Raw genomic sequence first — 20953 nt, forward strand, 5'->3', positions numbered from 1 at the left:
GTCGGCTTTTGCAATTTAAGGAAAGGATGCCATGCCTGCCCACCTAGAATTAATGTCAACCTACCTGCCCATCGCGATTGTCGCGGTACTTGGGTTGTACTATTTACTGAGAAACCGTTCGCCGGCGCTAGCGATCCTGGTGATGGTAGCCGCCATTGGTGTCACTACCGTCTACATCATGATCAGTTCTGGCCAATTCCAACGATTGCTCAATCCCGATTCCATTCTACCGGTCAGCACACGCTTGATCATGCTCGGGACACTGGTCCTGGCGTTGACGGGTCTTGCCTATGTGGTGAAGTATTTTTACGGTTCACTGCAAGCAGAGCGGACACTGAAACAGGCGGACAGCGAGACCTTCGGAACCCTGGTTGCGATGAACTATTCCCGCATCAGCGTAAACCGGATGCGATTGGTCGATGCGCAAATCGACTACCTGGGTCGCACCCAATGGTTTCGTGGTCTTCCGGCATCGTTTGGACTGAACGCCATGATTGGTGACCGAGTCATTGTCCGCTACCACAGTGCCCAACCAGACAAGGCCGCTGTGGATTTAGATCGCCCCATCATGCGCGGTTAATGATTATTCGTCAGATCCCGGCTGGATAAAACTGAACCCGCCGGGATAGTCGTGATAGCCATCAAAGTCAGCCTTACTCAATGCCACACCGTGCTGACGTGCAATCGCATACACCATGCTGAGATGGAAAAAGAAATTCGGCAGTCCGTAGTGTTGAATAAAGTGGGGCTCGGATAATTCGAGGTCGGCAAAACCCGCTCGCTCGTTAATTCGCCGGGCGTCACTCAGTTCTGTCACAGCTGGCTGACGCCGCAAGTAGTCACGTCGTTGACTCACTTCCTGCAACAACGCCGATTTACTGAGTTCCTGCTGATCAAACTGGGGGACGGGCTGGCGAATGAGCGGACAGTAGAGTCGCAAACTGTAGTTTGAAGCGATGCGGGCTTGTTCGGCCAATGAAAACATGTCCGGTGCCAGCGATGCCTGGAAACACTCTTCCGGAATTTTCTCCAATAACTGGATCAATTGCTGCAGGTAACGCAGCAACAGCGGTTGTAATTCAATCATCCGTGTTTCACTTGATGATTAATGCCGCCGGTTGGTGTTTGCATGATCGGCTTAACCCCAATAATCACGAACACAACGACCATCCTGCGGCAAAGGTTCAAAGCGGTCCAGCCCATCAAAATGTTTGATCGGAATGTCTGCCACCGCCTCGGGTTCCGCCAGACGCAGATTGACGGCAATGCGACGACGGCCATCGGGCTGTGCTTCTATCGAGCGCCAATAAGCAATACAGCCACAGTGCGGACAGAAGTGAAAACCAATGCCTGCATCACCATGAACGTAGGTCCGCGCTGGACCGGTGACGGTTATCGCTTCGCCTTCATAGTCGTATCCCCATAACACACCATAACGGCGGCACAGCGTGCAATTACAGGCCGTTGCCGTTGAGAATTTTTTAGAGCTGTGCCAGTGCACCGCTGCGCAATGACAAGTGCCGTCCATCAGAACCAGATATCCGCAACGCGGTGATTATTTGAGGGCTGTTGTTCACCATCACCGACGCCATTAAAGCGTTTGACCGGCAGGTCTGCCACGGCCTCGGGCTCTGCCGTTCGCAAATTCACTGCAATTCGACGTCGGCCATCCGCTTCCGGATGCAACGCTCGCCAGCCCAGAACACAACCGCAGTGGGTACAAAAATGAAAGCCAATACCATCACGACCCGGGCGAACGTATTCTTGTGTTGGCCCGTCCAAGGTAATGCCTTCGCCTTCAAAGTCATATGCCCATAAAGCGCCATAACGTCGGCAAATGGTACAGTTGCACGCGGTTGCAAACTCGACGGGTTTCTTAAATTGCCATTGCACGGCGCCACAGTGGCAGCTTCCATCAATCATTGTTGCGTTCCTCTTCAGCGTTCACTCAGTGCCAAACGCACACCCAAAGTAACCAGTAGAGCCCCCAGACCACGATCCAACCAAAGGCCAATCGCCGGTTGCGACTTAATGCGCGAGACCAAACCCGCACCCAGCCATATCAACGGTGGCTCGATCACGGCGGCTACCAAAACAATCAAGATGCCATGCAAGGCCAACTGAGCACTGACCGGCCCGGCACCTGGCACGACAAACTGCGGCAAGAAAGCAAGGAAAAAAACCGCCACTTTGGGATTCAACAAAGACACCAAGACGCCCTCCCGATACAGATTCCAAGGCTTTAATCCGGACTCAGCGACCGTCGATTCATAACTGCCACCACGGCTCAGCAATGCCTGAATTCCCAACCAAACCAGGTAGGCTGCACCGATCCATTTAATCACCGTGAAGACCGTTGCCGAGGTGGCCAAAACAGCCGTCAGACCGAGCGCCGCCATCAGTACATGACCACCCGCACCCGTCCAAATACCCAACATGGCGGCAACACCGCCTTTGCGACCATAGCGCGCTGTCTGGCCAAGAATAAACGCCATATCAGGGCCTGGGGACAAATTCAGTAAGGTCGCGGCGGTAAAAAAAGTGAGCCAGTGTGCGATGGAGTAATCAAACATAAGCGTTCCCTATTTTTGGTTTTTATTTGGGTTCCAACAGCCACAGTGTTTCTTCCGCCGGCGTCTTACCCTTCAACCCACCGGGAATGTCGAAACGTGCCAGCGGCGATAACTGATAGGCATCACCATAATAACGCTGCACTTCATGATCACTCACTGAAAACGGCGGTCCCGCCAGTGCATTTTGATCGTAATGATAGCTGACCAGCAACTGTGGCACCCCAGCCGCCAAGCGATGCATCTGACGGGCATAGGCCGGTCGCATGTGTTCGGGCAACGCAACCAGGGCCGCGCGATCATAGACGGCATCGACCTCGCCCAACAACGCAGGCGTCAGCTCCAGTACGTCGCCCACCCAGACATCCACAGCGGGTGCCTGATAATGCTTCAGCGGACCGTATTCATGCACCGTCGGCTCTACACCCAACTCGGCAAACAATTGCACCACAGCAGTTTCAACCAGCTCAGCACCGACAACGCTGTATCCTTGTGTCAGCAACCAGCCAATGTCTCTGGTTTTGCCACACAGCGGGACAAATACCCGCCGCCCGGCAGACAACTGCAAACGACTGAAATAATGCACCAGCAAAGGGTTCGCTTCATCCAGATGAAAGGCAATGCGATTGCTCTGCCAGCGGTCATGCCAAAACGAAGCCTCCATCTATACCGGCTCCAATGTTTGGTGAGGTTCTGGCGGAAAATTCACTTGAATTGCATCGCCAATACGCACAGTACCGCCGGTTTCCACCACCGCCATCACACCGGCTTTGCGAATCAGCTTGCCATCGGCATCGCGATCGAGCACCGCAGCCGTGAGACCTTTTTGATAGTTGTCTAGCTGGGCACAAGGATTTCGCAACCCGGTTATGCGTAAGGTCACATCATCTCCCAATTGCAACTGGGTATCGGTGGGTAATGCAAGCAGGTCAATGCCAGACGTCAGAACGTTTTCGCCCAGTGTCGCTGGGTGAACATCAAAGCCGTCGCTTTGTAACTGCGCCAGCAGTTCGGCGCCGATCAAATGCACCTGACGCAAATTGGGTTGATCCGGATTCGCTTTCACCCGTGAACGATGCTGAACTTTTTTGCCACGATGAGCGTCGCCCTCGATCCCTTCGCCGGCAATAAAGGTCAATTCCGATACCACCGTTTTGGAAAAACGATGTAGATCATCTTTGCTGAGCGATTCGACTTTCATCATCCTTTCCTTAATAGGGCTCAACCAAACAACAATTTAACAAACGCAGACTCCCAACACTGAACAAGCAGTAATTAGCGCCAACCCTATTTAGCGCCCTAGTCATGAGCAACGCAAGTGACCGCAGACACCCTGGCCAACGTTAGTCACCGTCGTCTTGCCCTGGCTCACTCACCAAACGGTGAGCCAAGGCATCAAACACCACTCGCACGCGCGGATTGGTGCGCAATTCTCGATGACTGACCAACCACAATGGCAACTGCAAGGGCGCTCCCAAATGCTCATAGGCACGCTGCAAGCCGGGTATGGCATCGCCGATGCGCTTGGGCAGGAAACACAGGCCCAGATGCTGCTTGACCAATTCTAATTGCAACAATTGCGACAAGGTTGTGAGCCGCATATTGTCCGCGCCAATCGCCCACCCCTGTGGCGCCAGGTAATCGATCATTTGATGATCCGGTTCAAAGCCAATGATCTGTACATCCTGAACATCTTGGCGACGTTCAGGACGCCTCAAAGTCGACAAATAGTCGGGCGTACCATAGAGCCATACCGCCTCTTCGTAGAGCTTGCGCGCAATTAAATCCGGCTCCGTCGGCCGGAATGAACGCAACGCCACGTCCGCCTCACGCCGTTTTAAATCGGCGACGGTGTGTGACACCTGGACGTTCAGTTCGATACCCGGCCAGCGCCGGCGAATATCGCCGATGACCGGTGGCAACAAGTACACCGCTTCGATCTCACTGACCGCTATGGTGACCCGACCTTCCAACTGCGTTTTGTGTCCTGTCGCGGAAATCGACAAACGACTGGCAGCCTCAGCCATCAGCTTCACATGTTGTTGCAACTGCCGACCGGCATCCGTCAAAGCCAGCCCCTGCCCCAACCGCTCGAACAGCGTGACACCCAGCTCCTCTTCCAGCGCTGCTACCTGGCGTCCTAATGTCGGCTGCGCCACACCTAGCGCCCGAGCGCCCGCAGAAAAGGACCCCTCTTCTGCAGTCACCAAAAACGCCCGAGCGCGATTCCAATCAAAATTAATCGCAGACCAATCCACACGCTGCTCCTTATCCCGCCTCGATATATGCATTTTTGCATAGGCGGCAGGCCATTTTCGGCAATGTAACGCTCCCAAACGCCGACGTAAACTGCATTCAACTTAACCGACACAGGAACTCAGCTATGAAAGCTAAAAAAATCTGCATTGTTGGCGCCTCCGGAAAACTGGGCCAGTACATGATCGAACACGCCTTGGCAGCCGGTTATCAGGTCTCTACCGTTTGCCGGGAACAGAGCCTACCCAAGATCGCACGTTTTGTGGGTCGCATTGAAATGCACGCGGCGCCAACTGACGACGCCGACACCATTCGACAGGCCAGCCAAGGCTGCCAGGCGGTACTGACTGTCTTGGTGCCCTGGGGAATGCAACGCTACGCCTCCGGAACGGCACAGGCGGTATTGAACGAAGCGCCGGAAGACGCCCGATTGATCTTTTCATGTGGCTGGCACATCAGCTTGGACGGACAGGATCGCTATGACTGGAAGCTCAAGGCGATCGTCGCCGTGGCAGGGCGCATTGCACGCTGGTTACGCGTCGTGGATATCGACGATCAGGTTCGCGCCACCCAACAGATATTCAACAGCGACCGACGCTGGACCGTGGTACGCGGCAGTGATTTAGAAGAAGGCGACAGCGAAGGGCTGCCCGTTTGGTCCAAACACGTTGGTGATCCCATTCTGGCGAGCAACCGGACCCGTCGCACCGACTTCGCCCTCTTTATGGTTCATGCCATCAACGACGCCACCCTGATCCAACAAGCTCCGGCCATTTGCAGCAGCAAAAGCGAATCAGCTCTGCGCTATTCCCCACAACACTGAATAGGAAACCCATCCATGAACCCAGATCAACAAAAACTGGCCCGCATCGCCGCAGCACTCTATCTGCTACTCATCCCATTGGGCGTTTTCGGCATTCTGTACATGCCCGAATTTATATGGGTGGAGGGTGACAATGCAGCGACCTTAGCCAACATCACAGCCAACACCACAGCGATACGCCTGAGTATCTTAACGGCCTTTGCCATCCAGATTACGCAACTGTTTCTGGTGGTCGCGTTGTTCTATTTATTGCGTCCGTTCGGAAAAACGGCCGCCTGGTTTATGGTGCTGTTTACGCTGGCAACCATGCCGATTGCCATGCTCAACGAGCTCTGCCGCGTGGCCGGGTTGATGTTGCTCAACAGCGAAACGCTCAGCGCAGTCTTCAACCCCGAACAACTGCAGGCCGCCGCGTTATTCGCCTTTGAGCTTCACGCTGATGGCATCATGATCGCCCATGTTTTCTGGGGACTCTGGCTGATGCCGATGGGCTGGTTGGTCGCACGATCCAGCTTTCTGCCATCCATGGTTGGCTGGCTGCTGATCATTGGGGGTATCGGCTATGCGCTCGACACCATCACCTGGTTTTGGCTGGGTACCGATCGCTACATGATTGCGCACTACACCTTTATTGGTGAAGTCTTGCTGCCACTGGCACTGTTGTATCGCAGCGTGAAACCCGCATCAATGCCTAACGCGGCCGAACCAACCACCAACTGAGCAGTACCAAACTGCCAAATACACTGTAGACCAGAACGAATACCCAATCGGGTGCGCTGTAATACAACAACGTCTGCAACCAGTGCTGAATAAAAGACCCACTGTAGGTTTCTAAACCAGCACTGGCTCGCAATTTCATTTCCAGAATCGTTAGTGGACAAACCACACCAAGCCAGGATTGCAGCACCACGATGGCAATCGCCGCTAAGTGCGCAATGCGAAGCCAACGATGATAAACCCAGCGCCAATGCAGAAAATAACCCAGATAGATCAACACCAAGCCAAAGACAACAAACACCACAAAAAAGACGTGCAACATCAGCACGCCATTCGCCAGCCAGATCAACAGGAGGTTCACCATCAACTGACCATCATCGGCTGATAATTGTTCTGGGCAGCAATTCTCTGTATCCAGGCTTGAATGGCGGGGTAACTTTCCAAATCGAACCCACCTTCAGGAGCCACATGCGTGTACGCGTACAGACTGATATCGGCCGTACTTATCTGACCGCCAACCAGAAAAGGCGTTTGCTTCAGCTGGGTTTCCATCACCGCTAATGCCTTGTGACCACCGGCTTGTTTCGCATCGTATTCAGCCTGACGCTCTTTCGGCAATCCCAGGTATTTAGCAATAAAACGGGCAACGGCGATGTAAGGCTCGTGGCTGTACTGCTCGAAGAACTGCCACTGCTGAACCTTAGCCAGCGTGAACGGATCAGTGGGTAAAAAATCCGTTCCGGCAGCCAGATAGTTGATAATCGCATTGGACTCCCAAAGGCAACGACCGTCATCCAACTCGAGTAATGGAATCTTGCCATTGGGATTTTTAGCAAGAAAATCCGCGGCCTCTGTTTCATGATTCAGAATATTGACGTCGAACCACTGAACCGGCTTGTTTATCAGATGGCATAACAATTCAACTTTGTAGCAATTACCAGACTGATGATCACCGTAGAGTTTCATATTGTGATTGCCTTCAATTCTGGGAAGCGATAGATAAAGCGAAGCACACGCTCTGCATCTGAAAGGTAATCAGTGAAAGAAGAGGATTGATCGTAGTAACGCTTTTTAATATCGACTCGATAACCCTCATCAGCCACCGTCACTTTGATGTCAAAGTGCAATGGTGCTTCAGAATCTTGATAATTAAGCACCACTTCAGAGTCACTCGACAGACGCTGTTCCAGCGCTTCTAACTGGCCGTCGAACCGATGGTTATTCCAGGCGGGGTGATAAAAGTCGCCATAGCGATATAAAACGTATAGTGAGGGTACGGTCAATAATCCATAAAAGACCGTAACGATAATGCCAGCCCCAAAAAAGGGCATTACCGTCGAATATAATAGATGCACGAACACCAATATGATCGGTACATGAGCAACCAATCCCACCCAAAATAAAAACCGCCACAGCTCAGGCCCCATGATGGGCTTATTGTATACATGACCAAAAAGGGCAAAGAGAATCCACAAGCTCCCAACGCCCCCCGCCGAGGATGCGGCCAAAGAATAGTCTTCCCTGACTCCTAAACCAGTATTCGCGGTGGTTACAGCAATGATCAACACCGCATATAGCCACCATAAAAAGGGTTTTACCATTTCGACTGACCGCTGCAATTCAGAAAAACCAGAGACATAAAAGGCACTTTTCTTTAGCGCTTAGCTGAGCCTTTAATCGGTTCATTTCTCAGAATCAAGATGAAACCAACCAAAGAGCGATAGAAGTACCAGAGCAAGGCACCCAACAATATTGCTGCTGCCGACAGAAGAACATAGTCTTCGAAATCTTCAGTATCTATACCCAAACCCGTATCGAGCCAATAGGTTAAGGTAACTGCCAAAAAGAAATACGCAATGCTTCCCACCATCCAGATGGCAGTAAACATAAACACTCGCAACTGTTTACTAATATGACTTCCCGCTAACTCGCTACTGACCTGATTCCGTGAAACCAACGCGATGACCAAACCGATGATAGGGCCGGCAATGGCTGTAATAGAGACAAAGAGGCAACAGATATACATAATGATCACTCGTGTCTTTTCATGCGACTGAACTGGACTGAGTGGTAAGGGGTTCTGACCAAAATTAATCATTTCTACATCCTCTATTTATGAGAAGTCAGCCGCTCGGGCTAGCGTATTGTGCTGTAAAAATCTGGCGAGCTGATGAATGTTCGCCAATTCGCTGCTAAACGCTTCTGTTTTACCCGCTACCTCTTTCTCGATCCGGATCAAGTACCCGCTGTCCGACTTGGAAATACGCAGAGTTGTTTTCAGTTGGCCGTCAGGTTCGTTGGATATCATGACCGTTTCAATGTCGTCTGCGGAGCCCAGCTTTCGCTTCAGTACGGCCACAAAATTCTCCTGACTCTCCACACCCCAGATGGGATTGTTGATCGATCCATATCGAAACAATGCATAAAGCAACGGCACTATCAGGACGACATTGAACAGCATCTCAGCCGACCGCTGAGCCACATTAATGGGATACACAGCCAGCAACAAGACACTCAGAACAACAGAAATAACCCGGAACCAAAACAGGAAAATCCACAGGGTTCTTTTAAAAATTGGCTTTTCATAGACATAGCCATATACGCCAACCAAACACAGCAGGTTCAACGCAACATTTAACAACACCCCCAGCGTCAACTGACCGATGGTTAACGCCTGAAAAAGACCAAAGGTGATAAAGACGATAAGCAGGGTTGAATAAAACCACCACAACGCCAACTTCATAACGGCGCATCCTCACCCAATTTTGATGAGCGCTCTTCCAATAAAGCCCGTAAGTGATCGACTTGTGTTTCTAAGCGAACCACCTTCGAAAAGGCAATCAGTCCAAAAATAAATCCCAGCATGCCAATGGGCATGAGAGTCAGTGCAACAATATCCATTTCAACCTCCCGGTTTTTAGGTGTTAACAGGCGACCTTGCCTCGCCTATCAACTTAATCAGTTAACCCCAACCCATCCAGTATCCGTTCCAGATGTTTTTCCACCCGAGCAGCCCGGGTTTTTGATTGTTTGGCATTGGAAAAATACATCAAATAGGCACGCTGACGACCCGGCGTCAACGATTCAAACGCTGTCTTCAGTGCGGGCAATTCTTCAAGACGCTGCTGGAATTCTGCGGGCACAGAAAACGCCTTGCTTTTCTTGAATTCAACCTTCAACCCCGCCTTTTCAACTCGAATCGCATCCTCTATGCAGGCACGAACAGCAACGGCCTGCTGCTGGATCTCTTCGACATTGTTAAAACAGCTGCGCTTCGCAGATTGAGTGTGTTCGCCCGGCCACTGCAATAGGCCAGTGGGATCTTCAATCAAGGCGCCTTTAGTGAACAGCAAGGCGCAGAAGTGTTTAAAACCCTGAATGATCAGAACGTTATTGTCGTTTAAGGTGTAACAGGGTTTGCCCCATTTATACGCCTCGGTCAGGCCTGTCTGCAGCACAATATGGCGCAGCGCCCGGTATTCATCGGACCAACGCTTGGCATTCTCGATAAAGGCATCAACTTGGGCGTTCATAAGCAAATGATGATATAAGGTATCACGTCGATATCCGGACTATGTCACAGCATTCCCTTTAACTGAAGGTATTGCAGCAACATGATGGTTTTGCCATCACGTATCTCTCCGCTTTCAATCATTGCCAACGCATCGGTAAAGGGTAATTCCAGCACCTCGATATTCTCTTGCTCATGCGCCAGACCACCACCTTCCGATACTTTCATTGATTCGCAGTATTGAGCAACGAAAAAATAAACCAGCTCGGTCACTGATCCCGGTGACATATATGCCTCAAAGATCTTCTGTATCTGATCAACTCGATAACCGGTCTCTTCTTCGGCTTCGCGCCGGATGCAGTCTTCAGCATTATCCTGATCCAGCAGGCCGGCACAGGCTTCAATGAGAAACCCCTCTTCATTGCCGTTAATGTAGGTCGGGAGACGAAACTGCCGAGTCAAAATGACCGTCTGCTTAATCGGGCTATACAGCAGTACAGTGGCACCGTTTCCTCGATCGTAGGCTTCGCGTTCCTGAGTTTCCCACTGCCCATCGTTGCGTTGGTAATCAAAACGGTACTTATGCAGTCGGTACCAGTTATCTGACAACAGGGTACTCTCGATATTTCTAATCCTTCGGTTCATCAAGCTGTCTCCTTTTACCGCGATTTAAAACTCGATATGTGTGAACCTCAGGCGTTCTGATTGTCGCGATGCACGGTTCTCATCAGTAAAAACAAAGGCAGACCAAAAGACACCCCCACCGTGCAAGTGCCTAACGTCGGCAGCCAAAGATTCCGCACTCCTTGCCGCCGGCCGTCGGTCCAGATAAAGACCAGCAGAACAATGGCTGCAATTAACACATCCAGCCACGCAAAAGCGCCAATCCGGCTGGAGAAGGCTTCCGTTAATAACCTGGGAATGTCCAAACTGTTGTCCAGTAACCAGGGTAAAAAGGCACCATAGGGCAAGACCAATCCCAAGACAGCTAGTACGCCATAGAGCATTTTCATGAAACTCGCCTTAATCAGAATGCAGTCACAATAGCTGAGTCAACGGGCGCGTTAGCTCAGCAAGGATTAGGCGCAGCATACTACTGAAATTCGATGGGGTGTTATCGCAGTTAAGGCGGGAGAGCAGCACAGGGTGCAGGGCTACAGCAACGCAAAAGGCCCTGGCCGACGCTATTAGTGCGTCACCAAGGTGGCGCGCATTATAGCTCGAACAGGGCCTTAAAGCTGGCTATCTGCCAGGCGAGAACGCCTGATAGCCGAGTTAATTGCTCATTACAGCTTGCCACCAAAAACAGGCATGACACTGGCGTCGCCATAATGCTCGATGGTTTTCATATTCTTCAAGGTGTTCATATCGTCTTCAGAAATGGTGAAATCCAAATCGGCATTGCTTTTCATGTGGTCCGGGTTCGCTGTTTTCGGCAACGGCAGCAGCCCCAGTTGCAGGTCGTACTGAATGCTCAGTTGAGGTACCGAAACGCCGTACTTCTCGGCCATGGCAATGATGTCTTCGTTCTTGAACAACTCGCCGTGACCCACCGGAGAATAGGCTTCAACCAACATACCTTTGCTGGTGGAGTATTCGATCATCGCAGTGGGCGTGTTGCTGATGTGCGCCAGAATCTGGTGAACCATCGGTTTAACGGTGCACCCTCCGAGGATGTTTTCGATGTCTTCTTCTTCGAAGTTAGACAAGCCAATCGCACGGATTTTACCGGCTTTATAAGCGTCCTCTAATGCACGCCAGGCTTCACGGTTGCCGGCATCAAAAGAACGCTTGTCTTCGCGGTACTGCATCCAGGGTTGCGGGCTGTGGATGATCATCAGATCAACATAATCCAAGCCCATGACACGCAATGATTCGTCGATGGCATCAACGGCTTCCTGGTAGGACTTCATTTCTGCTGCCAGTTTAGTCGTGACAAAGATCTCTTTACGATCCACGCCACTGGCTTTGATTCCCGCGCCAACGCCGCGCTCGTTTTGATAAGCCTGAGCGGTATCGATATGGCGATAGCCCAGTTCGATGGCCGCCTTAACGGCTTCAACAGAGGCGTCATCGTCAATCATCCAGGTGCCAAGGCCCAGCTTGGGGATTTCAACGCCGTTAGACAGTGTGTAGGTCTGTTCGTGAATCATGGTAAACCTCCTGATATCACTGGAATGTGATTGTGGTATTACCCGAAAGGCACTTAGACAGCGCTTTTAAAAGCGAAAGTGTCGTTCGGCTCGATGACCATTATCGTTGCTTTTCAGGAGAATACTCTGGGCAGAAATCGGCATTTTCTGCCTAATCCTACAAATTCTAAGATTTCAGCCTGTTTCACAAACCGGTGGCTCGGTTCGAACGCCTACAGCAGGGAGATGATGTCGTCCGCAGTTAATATCGACGCATATTCCTGGTTCAGATTGGCCAGCGCCATGTTATGAACCACCTCGGCGGCGTGTTCATTGCCAGCATAATCGACTTTATTGAAGGTATAGGTCGCATCTGAAACAACCACCGTTCGATAACCCAAATTACCGGCCATGCGTGCGGTGGCTTCCACTGAGTTATTGGTGATAACACCGACGATAACGACCTCAGTAATGCCTTGTTTGCGCAATTGGGTATCTAAGTCAGTTCGAATAAAAGCGCTGTTGGTGTCCTTTTCAAGGATCCATTCTGCAGCAAGCGGTGCGGCGAAGGCTTTAAAATCATTGCCGTCAGTGCCCGGCAAATACGGTGACCCGGGATCGGTCGACATATGCTTCACATGCAACACTGGCAAGCGCTGTTCTCTCCAAATATTCAGCAGCTTGGAGATTTGCTCTTCCGCTTGTGGATTGTTTCTGACACCCCAGCGAGGATCATCGATGGCGTATTGCAAATCGATCAGCATCAGCAAGGGATTGGACGAGGAAAAGACCACTGCACTCTCCATAGGTTATGGTGTTAAAAGTACTGTACTTGCCCAGCTTCCACCACATGGCCAGACTGCACAATTTGAGTCATAACCAGAATGTCGCTCAACGATTGATCGAAATAAACCGCCAAAGCCTGCGCCAAACCAACTTGCAGTTGATCAACCAGGGCAGTCGACCAGACTGATGGCAAACAAAGCGTCGCTATAATCGGATAACTTTTACCACATTGTTGTTGGGCCGTGATGATATTCACCGTCATCTCATCGGCACCGACTCCAGATTGCGCCGACCACAGTTCCGTAAGATCACCGGCACCCTTTGGGCACAGTGGCGACACAGTGCAGTTCGCTATAGGCACAGGTGCCTCCATTTTTTAACCTTACTCATCGTCTTTATCTCGAAAATCGGACAGAACAAAAGGCGTACTGGCACGTAGATTTAAGTCAGCCTCGCCGAGGGATTCAAACACCTCATCCAGCTCTACCTGCCAGTCCCCCTCTTTCCGACGGTGAACGAGCGCATGAAAACCCTGGTTCTTTCGGGCAAGAACCCCCCTGTATTCGACCGGTCCAGAGGTTGTCATCGACTTCACGGAAGCCACTTGCTTTTGTGCACCGAGATCGTCGGTAATATCCGTGTGCAGTTGCTTTCGTTTTTTTAATTGATCACTCACAGCGAGCATCGTACCGATCGCAATCACAATCAATAGAACGACAACCCAGCCTGGTATATTACGTCGCCCATGATCTTCGGCGAGAAACAATAATACTTGTTGAGAAATTTCGTACATAATGACGGCTCGTTGAAATTTTAAATGCTATGTCGCAGGAAAAAGAAAGTGTCCGTTTTTGTCATAGCGTTAGCGGTAAGCCAGAACAACAGATGGCACCAAAACTTAATTTTTTGTGAAACCCGTTGCGTTATTCCGATTCGCTGATAGCAACCGGAAAGCTTTATATGTTTTAGTGACTCTTACGATCAAATTTACATCCTAGGTTTTATGGATCGTTTAATAAATGACGTTCAACACACAACAGAGTCAATAAGGGAGGCACCATGGATATTATTCGACTGATTCTCTCAATCCTGCTACCACCCGTCGGTGTATTCTTGCAAGTCGGTATCGGTCCGCAATTCTGGATCAACATCCTGCTCACCATCTTGGGGTATTTCCCAGGTGTTATCCATGCGGTTTGGATTATTGCCAGCCGGTAATCGCCTGCTCAGTTTTTTTTAACTGAAGTAGCACTGGGTACCCACCACAGCAAGAGTTTATTTAAGGTGGGTGCCCGGATCAGAATACAACAAAGGCTAATTTATTACCGTCTGGATCGCGCACATAGGCTGCGTAGAAACCATCACCATATTGTGGTCGATATCCCGGCTCTCCCTCAGAGCTTCCACCTTGTTCCATAGCAGCTTTATAGGCTCGATCAACCACAGCAATATCGAGACACCGAAAAGCAGTCATGGTTCCATTTCCAACATTGGCTTGCTCACCATCAAAGGGATATCCAACAAAGAAGCGGGGATAGTCTTTATCCACTAGCTTGCCATAGGACACCGACAATTCATCGTTCCAACAAAGCTCCATGTCCATGGCCGCAAATACTGGGTCATAAAAGTTCCGGGCTTTTGTCAGATCTTTAGTACCAACCATGGTGTATGCGAGCATACTGATTTCCCTCTTAGCTGAGCTGTACGGTAGTGACAACAGACCGATTATTCGCTGTTTTCTGTGGTCATGTAATTAGCAGAATTTCATACCATAAGGCCGAAGACTGATGCCACTCTACAATATGATCAAACTCATAATACCTGTCAGTGGTCTCTATCCGTATGGATTGATTGAGTTCTTTTTTAAGCCAGAACTTTTTAGGCACCAACCACGAAATAAAGCTGGGTTTTGGTACTTCAAACAAAGCGACATAACCAAAATCACAATGCCGGTTTACCAGCCCATTGCTAATCGGGGTAACAACCCAAAGCCTGTTTTCCATATCCCGCGTACACCGATCATCCACAAAGCGGGACTCGAAAACATACTCACCAACCAACTCCAATTCTGTTTCTTCATCGGCCAGTTCAGCAGCGACGGAAACAACATTCTGGCCGTTAAATTCAATGCTGAAAAACAAGTAATTGCCATTAGCCACCGAGAGACGCTCGATATCCGATGAGCTTGCTATTACGCCATGTTCAACAGTAATAACGGAATCATCGACCCGAAAGTCTGAGTGCCAGCTGTAGTTACCGTTAAAAGCGTATCCGGCTTTCCAGTTGGGAAAATATTCGGGGTAATCATCGACTTCCAGGCCGTACTTATAGGTCGTCGTACAGCCTGCCAATAACAACGCTGGTAACAATCCTGCAGCGATGAGCAAATTTAGAGACTGACGCTTCAGCGTTAGCAAGGTGCGACTCCTGCAATAAAAGGCCAACTTAATTCATCCGGTAAATGTCACGGCCGAAACAATGTTACACGGTAAGGCGGTCTTGTCGACGGGAGCGGCCGTTATATTTTGGCTGTGGTCGCAGGCTCTTAAAACTCAAAACCCAGCTGACGCAACCAGGCTTCCGCCTCAACGGGTACATGGCTGAGTTGTGCCGCGGCGAGTTCGCGACGCTTGGGATAGGCTTTACGTAAGGCATCAAAATCGGTGGGCTGAACAGCGCCTTCTTTGACGCTTTGATGCATTGCGACGGTGTCGCGGGCGGGGTCGTGTAAGGCTTGAATCAGTTCGCTGCCGAGCTGTTCTGGGTTGGCAGTATTGAAGAACTGAGCATCCAGTTTTGGTGCCTCGGGATAATCGGGGCCTTGGGGCAGAGGCTTACCCGCCCAATGATGCAAGGCTTCGGCGAGCATGCGGGTGCCGGTCCATTTGCCTTCCTGGCTGTAACCGGCCACGTGCGGACTGGCGTGTTCAACAGCATTCAGTAAGCGCTCGCTAACTCTGGGCTCATCTGGCCAAACATCCAGAACGACGTTGATTCGATCGTCATCAAGAGCCTGCTGCAGTGGGGCCTCTTGAATCACGGGACCCCGCCCGGCGTTAATAAGCCAGGTGCCGGGTTTTAACTGCGCCAGCTCTTCGGCGCCAATCATGCCGTGAGTCGCGTGTTGTCCATCGCGAACCAGTGGTGCATGCAGACAGACGATGTCGGCGGCCATTAGCACGGTGTTTAGGTCGGTAAAGCCGTTGCTGCCTTCGCGTTCGGCCCGTGGAGGATCACTGACCAGAGTCCGCACGCCCAAGGCGTTCAGCCGCTTGGCGAGTAAGCCGCCGACATTGCCGGCGCCGACGATGCCGATGGTTTGCTGCCACCAGCCGAGATCATGATCGAGATGCAAACGTGCGAAGACAGAGAGTACCCAGTCAACGACAGATTGCGCGTTGCATCCTGGGGCGTGGTGAAAGGTAATGCCCTGCTCAGCCAACCAATCCGTATCAACGTGGTCGGTGCCAATGGTGGCACTGCCCACAAAACGAACGGGTGTGCCTTCCAGCAGTTCGGCGTTAACTTGGGTAACGGAGCGGACCAAGAGAACGTCCGTTTCCATTAAGTCAGCTTTGGTGAGCGTACGGCCCGGCCGGCGCGTTAACGATACCGCGAGCCCGGAGAACCAGGGCTCGACATGTGGCATGTTTTCATCCGCGAGAATGCGCAGGCCAGCGGCCATGACTCAGACGTTGCCTGGCTGGCGTTCAGTTGGGGCTTCGTTGCCCGGGCCATAAGAGGCGGCTTCGTCTTCATCGACATTTGACTGAGAGACGACATCATTCTGCTCAGCCTGCTCGGCCTCAGCGGTTGCTGCCGCATCGTCAGAGGCTTGCAGGTCTTGCAGCCAATGCTCTGGAGGCTGCTCCAGATCGATCTTGCGTTTGATGTAGTCTTCAATCGCAGGAATCTGGAAGGAGTCGTCTTCACAGGCGAAGCTGATCGACTGGCCTTTGGCGCCGGCACGGCCGGTGCGGCCAATGCGGTGTACGTAATCTTCCGGGTCTTCCGGCAGAGTGTAGTTGACCACGTGAGAAACACCGTCAACGTGAATACCGCGACCGGCTACATCAGTGGCAACCAGGACCTGAACCTTGCCTTCTTTGAAGTTATCGAGCGTTTTCACTCGCTTGGCCTGGGGTACTTCACCCGACAATACCTGATTCTGAATGCCATCTTTGCGCAGGCGATCACTCAGGTCACGTACGATGTCGCGGCGGTTAGCAAACACCATCACTTTGTCTGCACCGGGCTGTTTCAAAGCGTGACGCAACAGGTTGTACTTGTCTTCAGCGGTCACCAGATACACATGCTGCTCAACTTGCTCTGCAGTCTTCACCTTAGGTTCTACTTCGACGCGAACCGCATCTTTGGTCCAGCGCTCCGCCAGATTCAGGATGTCGTAAGAGAAGGTGGCGCTGAACATCAACGTCTGGCGCTCTTCGTTACGCGGTGTTGCGCGGACGATGGATTTGATGTCTGGAATAAAGCCCATGTCGAGCATGCGGTCGGCTTCATCAATCACCAGGGTTTCCACCTGATCCAGGAAGACTTCCTTACGGTTCATAAAGTCGAGCAAACGACCTGGGGTAGCAACCAGAATGTCCAGACGGCTTTCCTGCAACTGCTTACGCTGTTTATCCATATCCATGCCCCCCACCAGAGCGGCCACTTTCAGGCGGCTGTGCTTGGTCAGCAGTTTGGCATCTTCAGCGATTTGCAGCGCCAATTCACGTGTCGGCGCCAGAATCAGCGCTCGGGGTTCGCCCGCGAACTGATCGGGGAGGCGATGCTCCATCAGGTCGGTGATGACGGTAATCAGGAAAGCAGCGGTTTTGCCGGTACCGGTCTGGGCTTTACCGATGCAGTCGTGGCCAGCCAGCGTATACGGCAATGTCATGCCCTGAATCGGGCTGCAGTATTCGTAATTCAGCTCGTGGATTGCGCGCATCAAGGCGATGGGCAGGAAGAGGTCGTGGAATCGGACTTTGCCAGGAGCTTCAGGAACTTTGAATTGCGAGATATGCCAACGGGGTTTACGGGGTTTACGAGATTGATTGGTCACAGAGTCACACTTAATTGCTTGCGCCTGCCAGCGATTCAACGGCTGGGGCGTCGATTACTTGATAGCCATCCCGACCGGACCAATGCCGGCAATATGGGGGCCTGCCATTGTTCGAACCCGGTGCTCTGAGGCCGCCAGGGTACGAACCGTTACTGCTTTGCTCCAAGGAGCGACGAAAGAACTCGATCGCCAACCAGGGCGTTCGATCAACCCGAACCGAGTCGCGAACCTGATTTCAGCACGCGCCAATTGCCGGGGGCGGCGATTGTAGCGCATTTTTCGGCCAGTCTCGAATTTCTCAAACGGTCCGTTTGAAATACGCCAAAACCATCGCTTTGATGACTGACCTTGCTGCTTGGCGAGGCTGCCGCTAGTCTTACCTTTCGGATTGGACACAGCGTACCATCCGATAGGGAGCACCTGGCGGGACCGCCAGGTTCACTTAGGGAGCCGGAGGTTCCCGCCAAGGAGACTGCAATTGTGAAGTACTGGTTCATCCCGATCTGGATGATTCTGGTGATTGCATCGGTCCGGGCGGCAGAGCCTATATTGGAACTGCAGCCTGATATCGATCGAGTCAATATGGCTGATTACAGCCACACCTGGATCGATCCGGCGGCGGATACCGATTGGCAGCAAGCCTATCAACATTATCAGGCCGGAGAATTCCAGCCTCCCAGCGGCCAGCCGCCTAACATCGGCTACAGCGCGAGCAGTCTATGGGTGGCCATGCCGATTGTGGCGAACAACCGAGGCTCGGCGCCACAGCGTTTTCATGCCATGGTGTCCTTCGATTACCCCACCATCGATTGGATTGACGCCTGGCTGATCAAGAACGACGCTCCCATCCAACGCTTCTACGACGGCGACCGCGAGCCGCATCCCAGCCAGAATGAAGCGACCTTCCGTCCACACCTGGCCATGTCTTTTAATTACAACGATGGGCAGTACGTCCTGCTGGCGCGGTTACGCAGCCAAGGTTCCGTTCAGGCACCCATCACCCTGTGGGACGAAAACGAGTTCTATCGCCAACTGCCAACCCAAAACTTTATCTGGGGAACCTTCTACGGCGCCATTCTCTTTGTGTTGGTGTTCAACCTCTTCTTGTGGATCAGTACCCGGCGCGCCATCTATCCGCCTTACTTGTTGTTCGTCTTTGGCATGTCCATTTGCGTGGCCTTGCTCAATGGTCACAGCCGGTTATTGCTCGGCCAGACCATCTCCGTGCATCTGGTCAATTGGGCTCCGGAATTCGGCATTATTGGCTTTATCGGTCTGATTCTGTTTACCCAGGGTGTGCTGCGCACCCGCCAGCTGGGTTTGATGCACCGGCTGTTAAACGTCACTTTAATCATCAATTTAATACCGATCCTGCTCAGCCCCTGGTTAAGTTATCGCTGGATCAGCGTTTTTGTGTTGGTCGATTTAATCTGGTTACTGGGCTTGAGTCTGACCACCGGTGCCGTAGCACTGCGTCGCCAGCGACGCATTGCGCTGTTTTACCTGACCTCCTGGCTGCCATTCCTGGCTGCTGCCATGCTGTTTATGGCCCGCAACGCGGGTTGGGTTCCGGTCGATCCGATCACCCAATACGCTCTACCTGCAGGGCTGGTGATGGCCGTTGCATTGCTGTCACTGGTGATTGCCGACAGTTTAAAACAAGCCGAGTCGTCGGCGCGCGATGCACTGGATCGTGAACGGCGCGCGCTGCGGGCCTTGGCTCGTAATCAGGAAGAGACCACGCGTCAGGCGTTACGTGACCCAACCACGGGTTTGCCAAACAAGGCCCAGGTCGCGCAATTTATTGACGGGCTCGACTCGGATGAGCCGCTGCGGCTGGTCATCTTCCGCCCCGACAATCTGCGTGAATTGCTCAATACGCTCGGTGAATCCAACGTCGACCAATTGACTCGCAGCGCGGCACAGCGCATTGAGTCACTGCCCTTGCATCACTTCGGCGCTCGCGTTTTGAACCCGGGCGAACCCCATCCGCGCCGTATCGCTCAGGTGGAAGGTCGCAATTTCCTGATGATTTTAGAGAACGGTCCGGACGGACGAACGCTCGCCGACCTGGCGTCTGCTGCGGAAGCGGCGCTGAATGAAGCCATCGCGTTACCCGGTCTGGATATCGCGGTTCAATGCCGACTGGGTTCATCGCGATTGCCCGAAGACGGCCGCACATTGGGTACGTTGATCCGTAAAGCGCAGGTCGCCGTGGATCAGGCCATCGCGCAAAACCGTCTCTTTTTGGAATACCGCGCCGATACCGATCCGTACCAACCGGAACGCCTGCGCCTGGCGTATCGTTTAAAACAGGCCATTGCCCGTGATGAATTGATGTTGCATTTCCAGCCTCAGCGGCGCTTAAGCAATAACGAAGTGTATGGCGTTGAAGCCCTGGTACGGTGGCCACAAGCCGATGGGCAGTTCATCCCTCCCGGCGATTTCATTCCCATCGCCGAACGCACCGGCCTGATGCCCGCATTAACCGATTGGGTCATTCAAGCGGCCTGTCGGGCGGCGGCTCAATTGCAAGCAGCGGGTTGGCCGTTGTGTGTTTCCATCAACCTCTGTGCGGGCGACCTGACCCGGCCTAACCTGCCCGCTCGCCTGATCAGTACGCTGGCCGATCATCAGTTAGACCCGAGCGCCTTAACGGTGGAAATTACCGAATCGATGCTGATAGATGATTGGACGCCCACGGTTGCCAATCTGGATCAGTTACGCCGTGCAGGCATTCAGGTTTCGTTGGATGATTTTGGTACGGGCTATTCATCGCTGTCTTACTTACACGCCTTGCCCATCGATTGCCTGAAAGTCGACCAGCACTTTGTGCAGCAATTGCAGACCAGCGCCTCGGCTGAGGTTTTGGTGCGCTCTATTGTGCAACTGGCAAAGGCATTGGGATTGGATATCGTTGCCGAAGGCGTGGAAAACGAAGCAACGGTCCAGCATCTGGATCGGCTGGGTTGCGGCGCTATTCAGGGATACTGGCTGGCTCGGCCGATGCCATTGGACGCCTTACAAACCTGGTTAAGCGAATCGACCGGCCCGGTGATTAATTCGGCCGCCGGTCACGACAGCCATTGA

Annotated in this window: 29 protein-coding genes; 5 read left to right on the forward strand and 24 right to left on the reverse strand. The window is 52.2% G+C overall.

Translation table 11 applies throughout. The features are described 5' to 3' along the window. Window positions 1-31 precede the first annotated feature (31 nt). Window positions 32-580, forward strand: a complete 549-nt coding sequence (locus BGP77_RS16240; protein ID WP_146171276.1) for a hypothetical protein — start codon at window positions 32-34, stop codon at window positions 578-580. 3 nt (window positions 581-583) lie between these two features. Here the strand turns inward: BGP77_RS16240 and BGP77_RS16245 are convergent, their stop codons facing one another. From BGP77_RS16245 to BGP77_RS16275, 7 genes are all read right to left on the reverse strand, one after another. Continuing rightward, window positions 584-1087: a DUF1993 family protein gene (locus BGP77_RS16245; protein ID WP_108165754.1), complete on the reverse strand. Its 504-nt coding sequence runs from the start codon at window positions 1085-1087 to the stop codon at window positions 584-586. Between the two features lie 51 nt (window positions 1088-1138). Further along, window positions 1139-1528, reverse strand: coding sequence for a GFA family protein (locus BGP77_RS16250; RefSeq protein WP_108165755.1), 390 nt, complete (start codon window positions 1526-1528; stop codon window positions 1139-1141). Beyond that, window positions 1528-1923 carry a GFA family protein gene (locus BGP77_RS16255; protein WP_108165756.1) on the reverse strand — a complete coding sequence of 132 codons (396 nt, stop codon included), beginning with the start codon at window positions 1921-1923 and terminating at the stop codon, window positions 1528-1530. The genes BGP77_RS16250 and BGP77_RS16255 overlap by 1 nt, the downstream gene beginning before the upstream one ends. A 14-nt stretch (window positions 1924-1937) precedes the next feature. After that, entirely contained in the window at window positions 1938-2573 is a 636-nt protein-coding gene (locus BGP77_RS16260; protein WP_108165757.1) for a LysE family translocator, read from the reverse strand. A 22-nt stretch (window positions 2574-2595) separates the two neighbouring features. Next, window positions 2596-3234: a thiopurine S-methyltransferase gene (gene tmpT / locus BGP77_RS16265; RefSeq protein WP_108165758.1), complete on the reverse strand. Its 639-nt coding sequence runs from the start codon at window positions 3232-3234 to the stop codon at window positions 2596-2598. Beyond that, complete coding sequence (locus BGP77_RS16270; RefSeq protein WP_108165759.1) at window positions 3235-3771, reverse strand: MOSC domain-containing protein; 537 nt, start codon at window positions 3769-3771, stop codon at window positions 3235-3237. Between the two features lie 142 nt (window positions 3772-3913). After that, the gene (locus BGP77_RS16275) at window positions 3914-4828 is read right to left on the reverse strand and encodes a LysR family transcriptional regulator (RefSeq protein WP_108165760.1); all 915 of its coding nucleotides are present in this window, start codon (window positions 4826-4828) and stop codon (window positions 3914-3916) included. A gap of 125 nt (window positions 4829-4953) precedes the next feature. Here BGP77_RS16275 and BGP77_RS16280 point away from each other — a divergent pair, with 125 nt between their 5' ends. Continuing rightward, window positions 4954-5649, forward strand: a complete 696-nt coding sequence (locus BGP77_RS16280; RefSeq protein WP_108165761.1) for an NAD(P)H-binding protein — start codon at window positions 4954-4956, stop codon at window positions 5647-5649. A gap of 15 nt (window positions 5650-5664) precedes the next feature. Next, a complete protein-coding gene (locus tag BGP77_RS16285) occupies window positions 5665-6369 on the forward strand; it encodes a DUF4386 domain-containing protein (RefSeq protein ID WP_108165762.1) in 705 nt (234 codons plus the stop codon). On the opposite strand, the gene BGP77_RS16290 is transcribed toward BGP77_RS16285, so the two are convergent. The 13 genes from BGP77_RS16290 to BGP77_RS16345 all read right to left on the reverse strand — a co-directional run bounded on the left by BGP77_RS16290 (window position 6341) and on the right by BGP77_RS16345 (window position 13588). Then, window positions 6341-6730, reverse strand: coding sequence for a DUF2784 domain-containing protein (locus BGP77_RS16290; RefSeq protein WP_108165763.1), 390 nt, complete (start codon window positions 6728-6730; stop codon window positions 6341-6343). The genes BGP77_RS16285 and BGP77_RS16290 overlap by 29 nt on opposite strands. Continuing rightward, window positions 6730-7332 carry a glutathione S-transferase family protein gene (locus tag BGP77_RS16295; RefSeq protein WP_108165764.1) on the reverse strand — a complete coding sequence of 201 codons (603 nt, stop codon included), beginning with the start codon at window positions 7330-7332 and terminating at the stop codon, window positions 6730-6732. The genes BGP77_RS16290 and BGP77_RS16295 overlap by 1 nt, the downstream gene beginning before the upstream one ends. Next, window positions 7329-7967, reverse strand: a complete 639-nt coding sequence (locus tag BGP77_RS16300) for a hypothetical protein (protein WP_108165765.1) — start codon at window positions 7965-7967, stop codon at window positions 7329-7331. Before BGP77_RS16300 ends, BGP77_RS16295 begins: the two co-directional genes overlap by 4 nt. A gap of 53 nt (window positions 7968-8020) precedes the next feature. Then, window positions 8021-8464 carry a hypothetical protein gene (locus BGP77_RS16305; protein WP_108165766.1) on the reverse strand — a complete coding sequence of 148 codons (444 nt, stop codon included), beginning with the start codon at window positions 8462-8464 and terminating at the stop codon, window positions 8021-8023. A gap of 15 nt (window positions 8465-8479) precedes the next feature. Beyond that, complete coding sequence (locus tag BGP77_RS16310; protein WP_108165767.1) at window positions 8480-9109, reverse strand: hypothetical protein; 630 nt, start codon at window positions 9107-9109, stop codon at window positions 8480-8482. Next, the gene (locus BGP77_RS18080; protein WP_158269410.1) at window positions 9106-9267 is read right to left on the reverse strand and encodes a hypothetical protein; all 162 of its coding nucleotides are present in this window, start codon (window positions 9265-9267) and stop codon (window positions 9106-9108) included. The genes BGP77_RS16310 and BGP77_RS18080 overlap by 4 nt, the downstream gene beginning before the upstream one ends. 53 nt (window positions 9268-9320) lie before the next feature. Beyond that, the gene (locus tag BGP77_RS16315) at window positions 9321-9899 is read right to left on the reverse strand and encodes a YdeI family protein (protein ID WP_108165768.1); all 579 of its coding nucleotides are present in this window, start codon (window positions 9897-9899) and stop codon (window positions 9321-9323) included. A gap of 44 nt (window positions 9900-9943) precedes the next feature. Then, on the reverse strand, window positions 9944-10522 hold the full coding sequence (gene nudK / locus BGP77_RS16320; RefSeq protein ID WP_108165769.1) for a GDP-mannose pyrophosphatase NudK: 579 nt from the start codon (window positions 10520-10522) through the stop codon (window positions 9944-9946). 47 nt (window positions 10523-10569) lie between these two features. Then, window positions 10570-10890 (reverse strand): DUF2834 domain-containing protein, encoded by a 321-nt coding sequence (locus BGP77_RS16325; protein WP_108165770.1) that lies wholly within the window; start codon window positions 10888-10890, stop codon window positions 10570-10572. Between the two features lie 273 nt (window positions 10891-11163). After that, window positions 11164-12030, reverse strand: coding sequence for an aldo/keto reductase (locus tag BGP77_RS16330; RefSeq protein WP_199224289.1), 867 nt, complete (start codon window positions 12028-12030; stop codon window positions 11164-11166). Between the two features lie 212 nt (window positions 12031-12242). Then, the gene (locus BGP77_RS16335) at window positions 12243-12803 is read right to left on the reverse strand and encodes a cysteine hydrolase family protein (protein ID WP_199224290.1); all 561 of its coding nucleotides are present in this window, start codon (window positions 12801-12803) and stop codon (window positions 12243-12245) included. Window positions 12804-12826: 23 nt separating this feature from the next. Then, on the reverse strand, window positions 12827-13051 hold the full coding sequence (locus BGP77_RS16340; protein WP_146171277.1) for a hypothetical protein: 225 nt from the start codon (window positions 13049-13051) through the stop codon (window positions 12827-12829). A gap of 126 nt (window positions 13052-13177) precedes the next feature. Next, window positions 13178-13588 carry a hypothetical protein gene (locus BGP77_RS16345; RefSeq protein ID WP_108165773.1) on the reverse strand — a complete coding sequence of 137 codons (411 nt, stop codon included), beginning with the start codon at window positions 13586-13588 and terminating at the stop codon, window positions 13178-13180. A 266-nt stretch (window positions 13589-13854) separates the two neighbouring features. Between BGP77_RS16345 and BGP77_RS16350 the strand changes: the two genes are divergently transcribed. Beyond that, the gene (locus BGP77_RS16350) at window positions 13855-14013 is read left to right on the forward strand and encodes a YqaE/Pmp3 family membrane protein (RefSeq protein ID WP_108165774.1); all 159 of its coding nucleotides are present in this window, start codon (window positions 13855-13857) and stop codon (window positions 14011-14013) included. A 79-nt stretch (window positions 14014-14092) separates the two neighbouring features. Here the strand turns inward: BGP77_RS16350 and BGP77_RS16355 are convergent, their stop codons facing one another. From BGP77_RS16355 to rhlB, 4 genes are all read right to left on the reverse strand, one after another. Beyond that, window positions 14093-14473: a VOC family protein gene (locus tag BGP77_RS16355; RefSeq protein ID WP_108165775.1), complete on the reverse strand. Its 381-nt coding sequence runs from the start codon at window positions 14471-14473 to the stop codon at window positions 14093-14095. Between the two features lie 67 nt (window positions 14474-14540). Next, complete coding sequence (locus tag BGP77_RS16360; protein WP_108165776.1) at window positions 14541-15212, reverse strand: hypothetical protein; 672 nt, start codon at window positions 15210-15212, stop codon at window positions 14541-14543. Between the two features lie 128 nt (window positions 15213-15340). Further along, window positions 15341-16480 (reverse strand): 4-phosphoerythronate dehydrogenase, encoded by a 1140-nt coding sequence (locus BGP77_RS16365; protein ID WP_108165777.1) that lies wholly within the window; start codon window positions 16478-16480, stop codon window positions 15341-15343. A gap of 3 nt (window positions 16481-16483) precedes the next feature. Further along, window positions 16484-17863, reverse strand: coding sequence for an ATP-dependent RNA helicase RhlB (gene rhlB / locus BGP77_RS16370; protein WP_108165778.1), 1380 nt, complete (start codon window positions 17861-17863; stop codon window positions 16484-16486). 480 nt (window positions 17864-18343) lie between these two features. On the opposite strand from rhlB, the gene BGP77_RS16375 reads away from it, so the two are divergent. Next, window positions 18344-20953, forward strand: coding sequence for an EAL domain-containing protein (locus tag BGP77_RS16375; RefSeq protein ID WP_108165779.1), 2610 nt, complete (start codon window positions 18344-18346; stop codon window positions 20951-20953).

This window comes from Saccharospirillum sp. MSK14-1 (assembly GCF_003054965.1).
GTDB lineage: Bacteria > Pseudomonadota > Gammaproteobacteria > Pseudomonadales > Natronospirillaceae > Saccharospirillum.

Excerpts from the sequence above, each read along its gene's own strand:
- BGP77_RS16240 (WP_146171276.1), top strand. The coding sequence starts at position 32 with ATGCCTGCCCACCTAGAATTAATGTCAACCTACCTGCCCATCGCGATT.
- BGP77_RS16245 (WP_108165754.1), bottom strand. The coding sequence starts at position 1,087 with ATGATTGAATTACAACCGCTGTTGCTGCGTTACCTGCAGCAATTGATC.
- BGP77_RS16250 (WP_108165755.1), bottom strand. The coding sequence starts at position 1,528 with ATGGACGGCACTTGTCATTGCGCAGCGGTGCACTGGCACAGCTCTAAA.
- BGP77_RS16255 (WP_108165756.1), bottom strand. The coding sequence starts at position 1,923 with ATGATTGATGGAAGCTGCCACTGTGGCGCCGTGCAATGGCAATTTAAG.
- BGP77_RS16260 (WP_108165757.1), bottom strand. The coding sequence starts at position 2,573 with ATGTTTGATTACTCCATCGCACACTGGCTCACTTTTTTTACCGCCGCG.
- tmpT (WP_108165758.1), bottom strand. The coding sequence starts at position 3,234 with ATGGAGGCTTCGTTTTGGCATGACCGCTGGCAGAGCAATCGCATTGCC.
- BGP77_RS16270 (WP_108165759.1), bottom strand. The coding sequence starts at position 3,771 with ATGAAAGTCGAATCGCTCAGCAAAGATGATCTACATCGTTTTTCCAAA.
- BGP77_RS16280 (WP_108165761.1), top strand. The coding sequence starts at position 4,954 with ATGAAAGCTAAAAAAATCTGCATTGTTGGCGCCTCCGGAAAACTGGGC.
- BGP77_RS16285 (WP_108165762.1), top strand. The coding sequence starts at position 5,665 with ATGAACCCAGATCAACAAAAACTGGCCCGCATCGCCGCAGCACTCTAT.
- BGP77_RS16290 (WP_108165763.1), bottom strand. The coding sequence starts at position 6,730 with ATGGTGAACCTCCTGTTGATCTGGCTGGCGAATGGCGTGCTGATGTTG.
- BGP77_RS16295 (WP_108165764.1), bottom strand. The coding sequence starts at position 7,332 with ATGAAACTCTACGGTGATCATCAGTCTGGTAATTGCTACAAAGTTGAA.
- BGP77_RS16300 (WP_108165765.1), bottom strand. The coding sequence starts at position 7,967 with ATGGTAAAACCCTTTTTATGGTGGCTATATGCGGTGTTGATCATTGCT.
- BGP77_RS16305 (WP_108165766.1), bottom strand. The coding sequence starts at position 8,464 with ATGATTAATTTTGGTCAGAACCCCTTACCACTCAGTCCAGTTCAGTCG.
- BGP77_RS16310 (WP_108165767.1), bottom strand. The coding sequence starts at position 9,109 with ATGAAGTTGGCGTTGTGGTGGTTTTATTCAACCCTGCTTATCGTCTTT.
- BGP77_RS18080 (WP_158269410.1), bottom strand. The coding sequence starts at position 9,267 with ATGGATATTGTTGCACTGACTCTCATGCCCATTGGCATGCTGGGATTT.
- BGP77_RS16315 (WP_108165768.1), bottom strand. The coding sequence starts at position 9,899 with ATGAACGCCCAAGTTGATGCCTTTATCGAGAATGCCAAGCGTTGGTCC.
- nudK (WP_108165769.1), bottom strand. The coding sequence starts at position 10,522 with ATGAACCGAAGGATTAGAAATATCGAGAGTACCCTGTTGTCAGATAAC.
- BGP77_RS16325 (WP_108165770.1), bottom strand. The coding sequence starts at position 10,890 with ATGAAAATGCTCTATGGCGTACTAGCTGTCTTGGGATTGGTCTTGCCC.
- BGP77_RS16330 (WP_199224289.1), bottom strand. The coding sequence starts at position 12,030 with ATGATTCACGAACAGACCTACACACTGTCTAACGGCGTTGAAATCCCC.
- BGP77_RS16345 (WP_108165773.1), bottom strand. The coding sequence starts at position 13,588 with ATGTACGAAATTTCTCAACAAGTATTATTGTTTCTCGCCGAAGATCAT.
- BGP77_RS16350 (WP_108165774.1), top strand. The coding sequence starts at position 13,855 with ATGGATATTATTCGACTGATTCTCTCAATCCTGCTACCACCCGTCGGT.
- BGP77_RS16355 (WP_108165775.1), bottom strand. The coding sequence starts at position 14,473 with ATGCTCGCATACACCATGGTTGGTACTAAAGATCTGACAAAAGCCCGG.
- BGP77_RS16365 (WP_108165777.1), bottom strand. The coding sequence starts at position 16,480 with ATGGCCGCTGGCCTGCGCATTCTCGCGGATGAAAACATGCCACATGTC.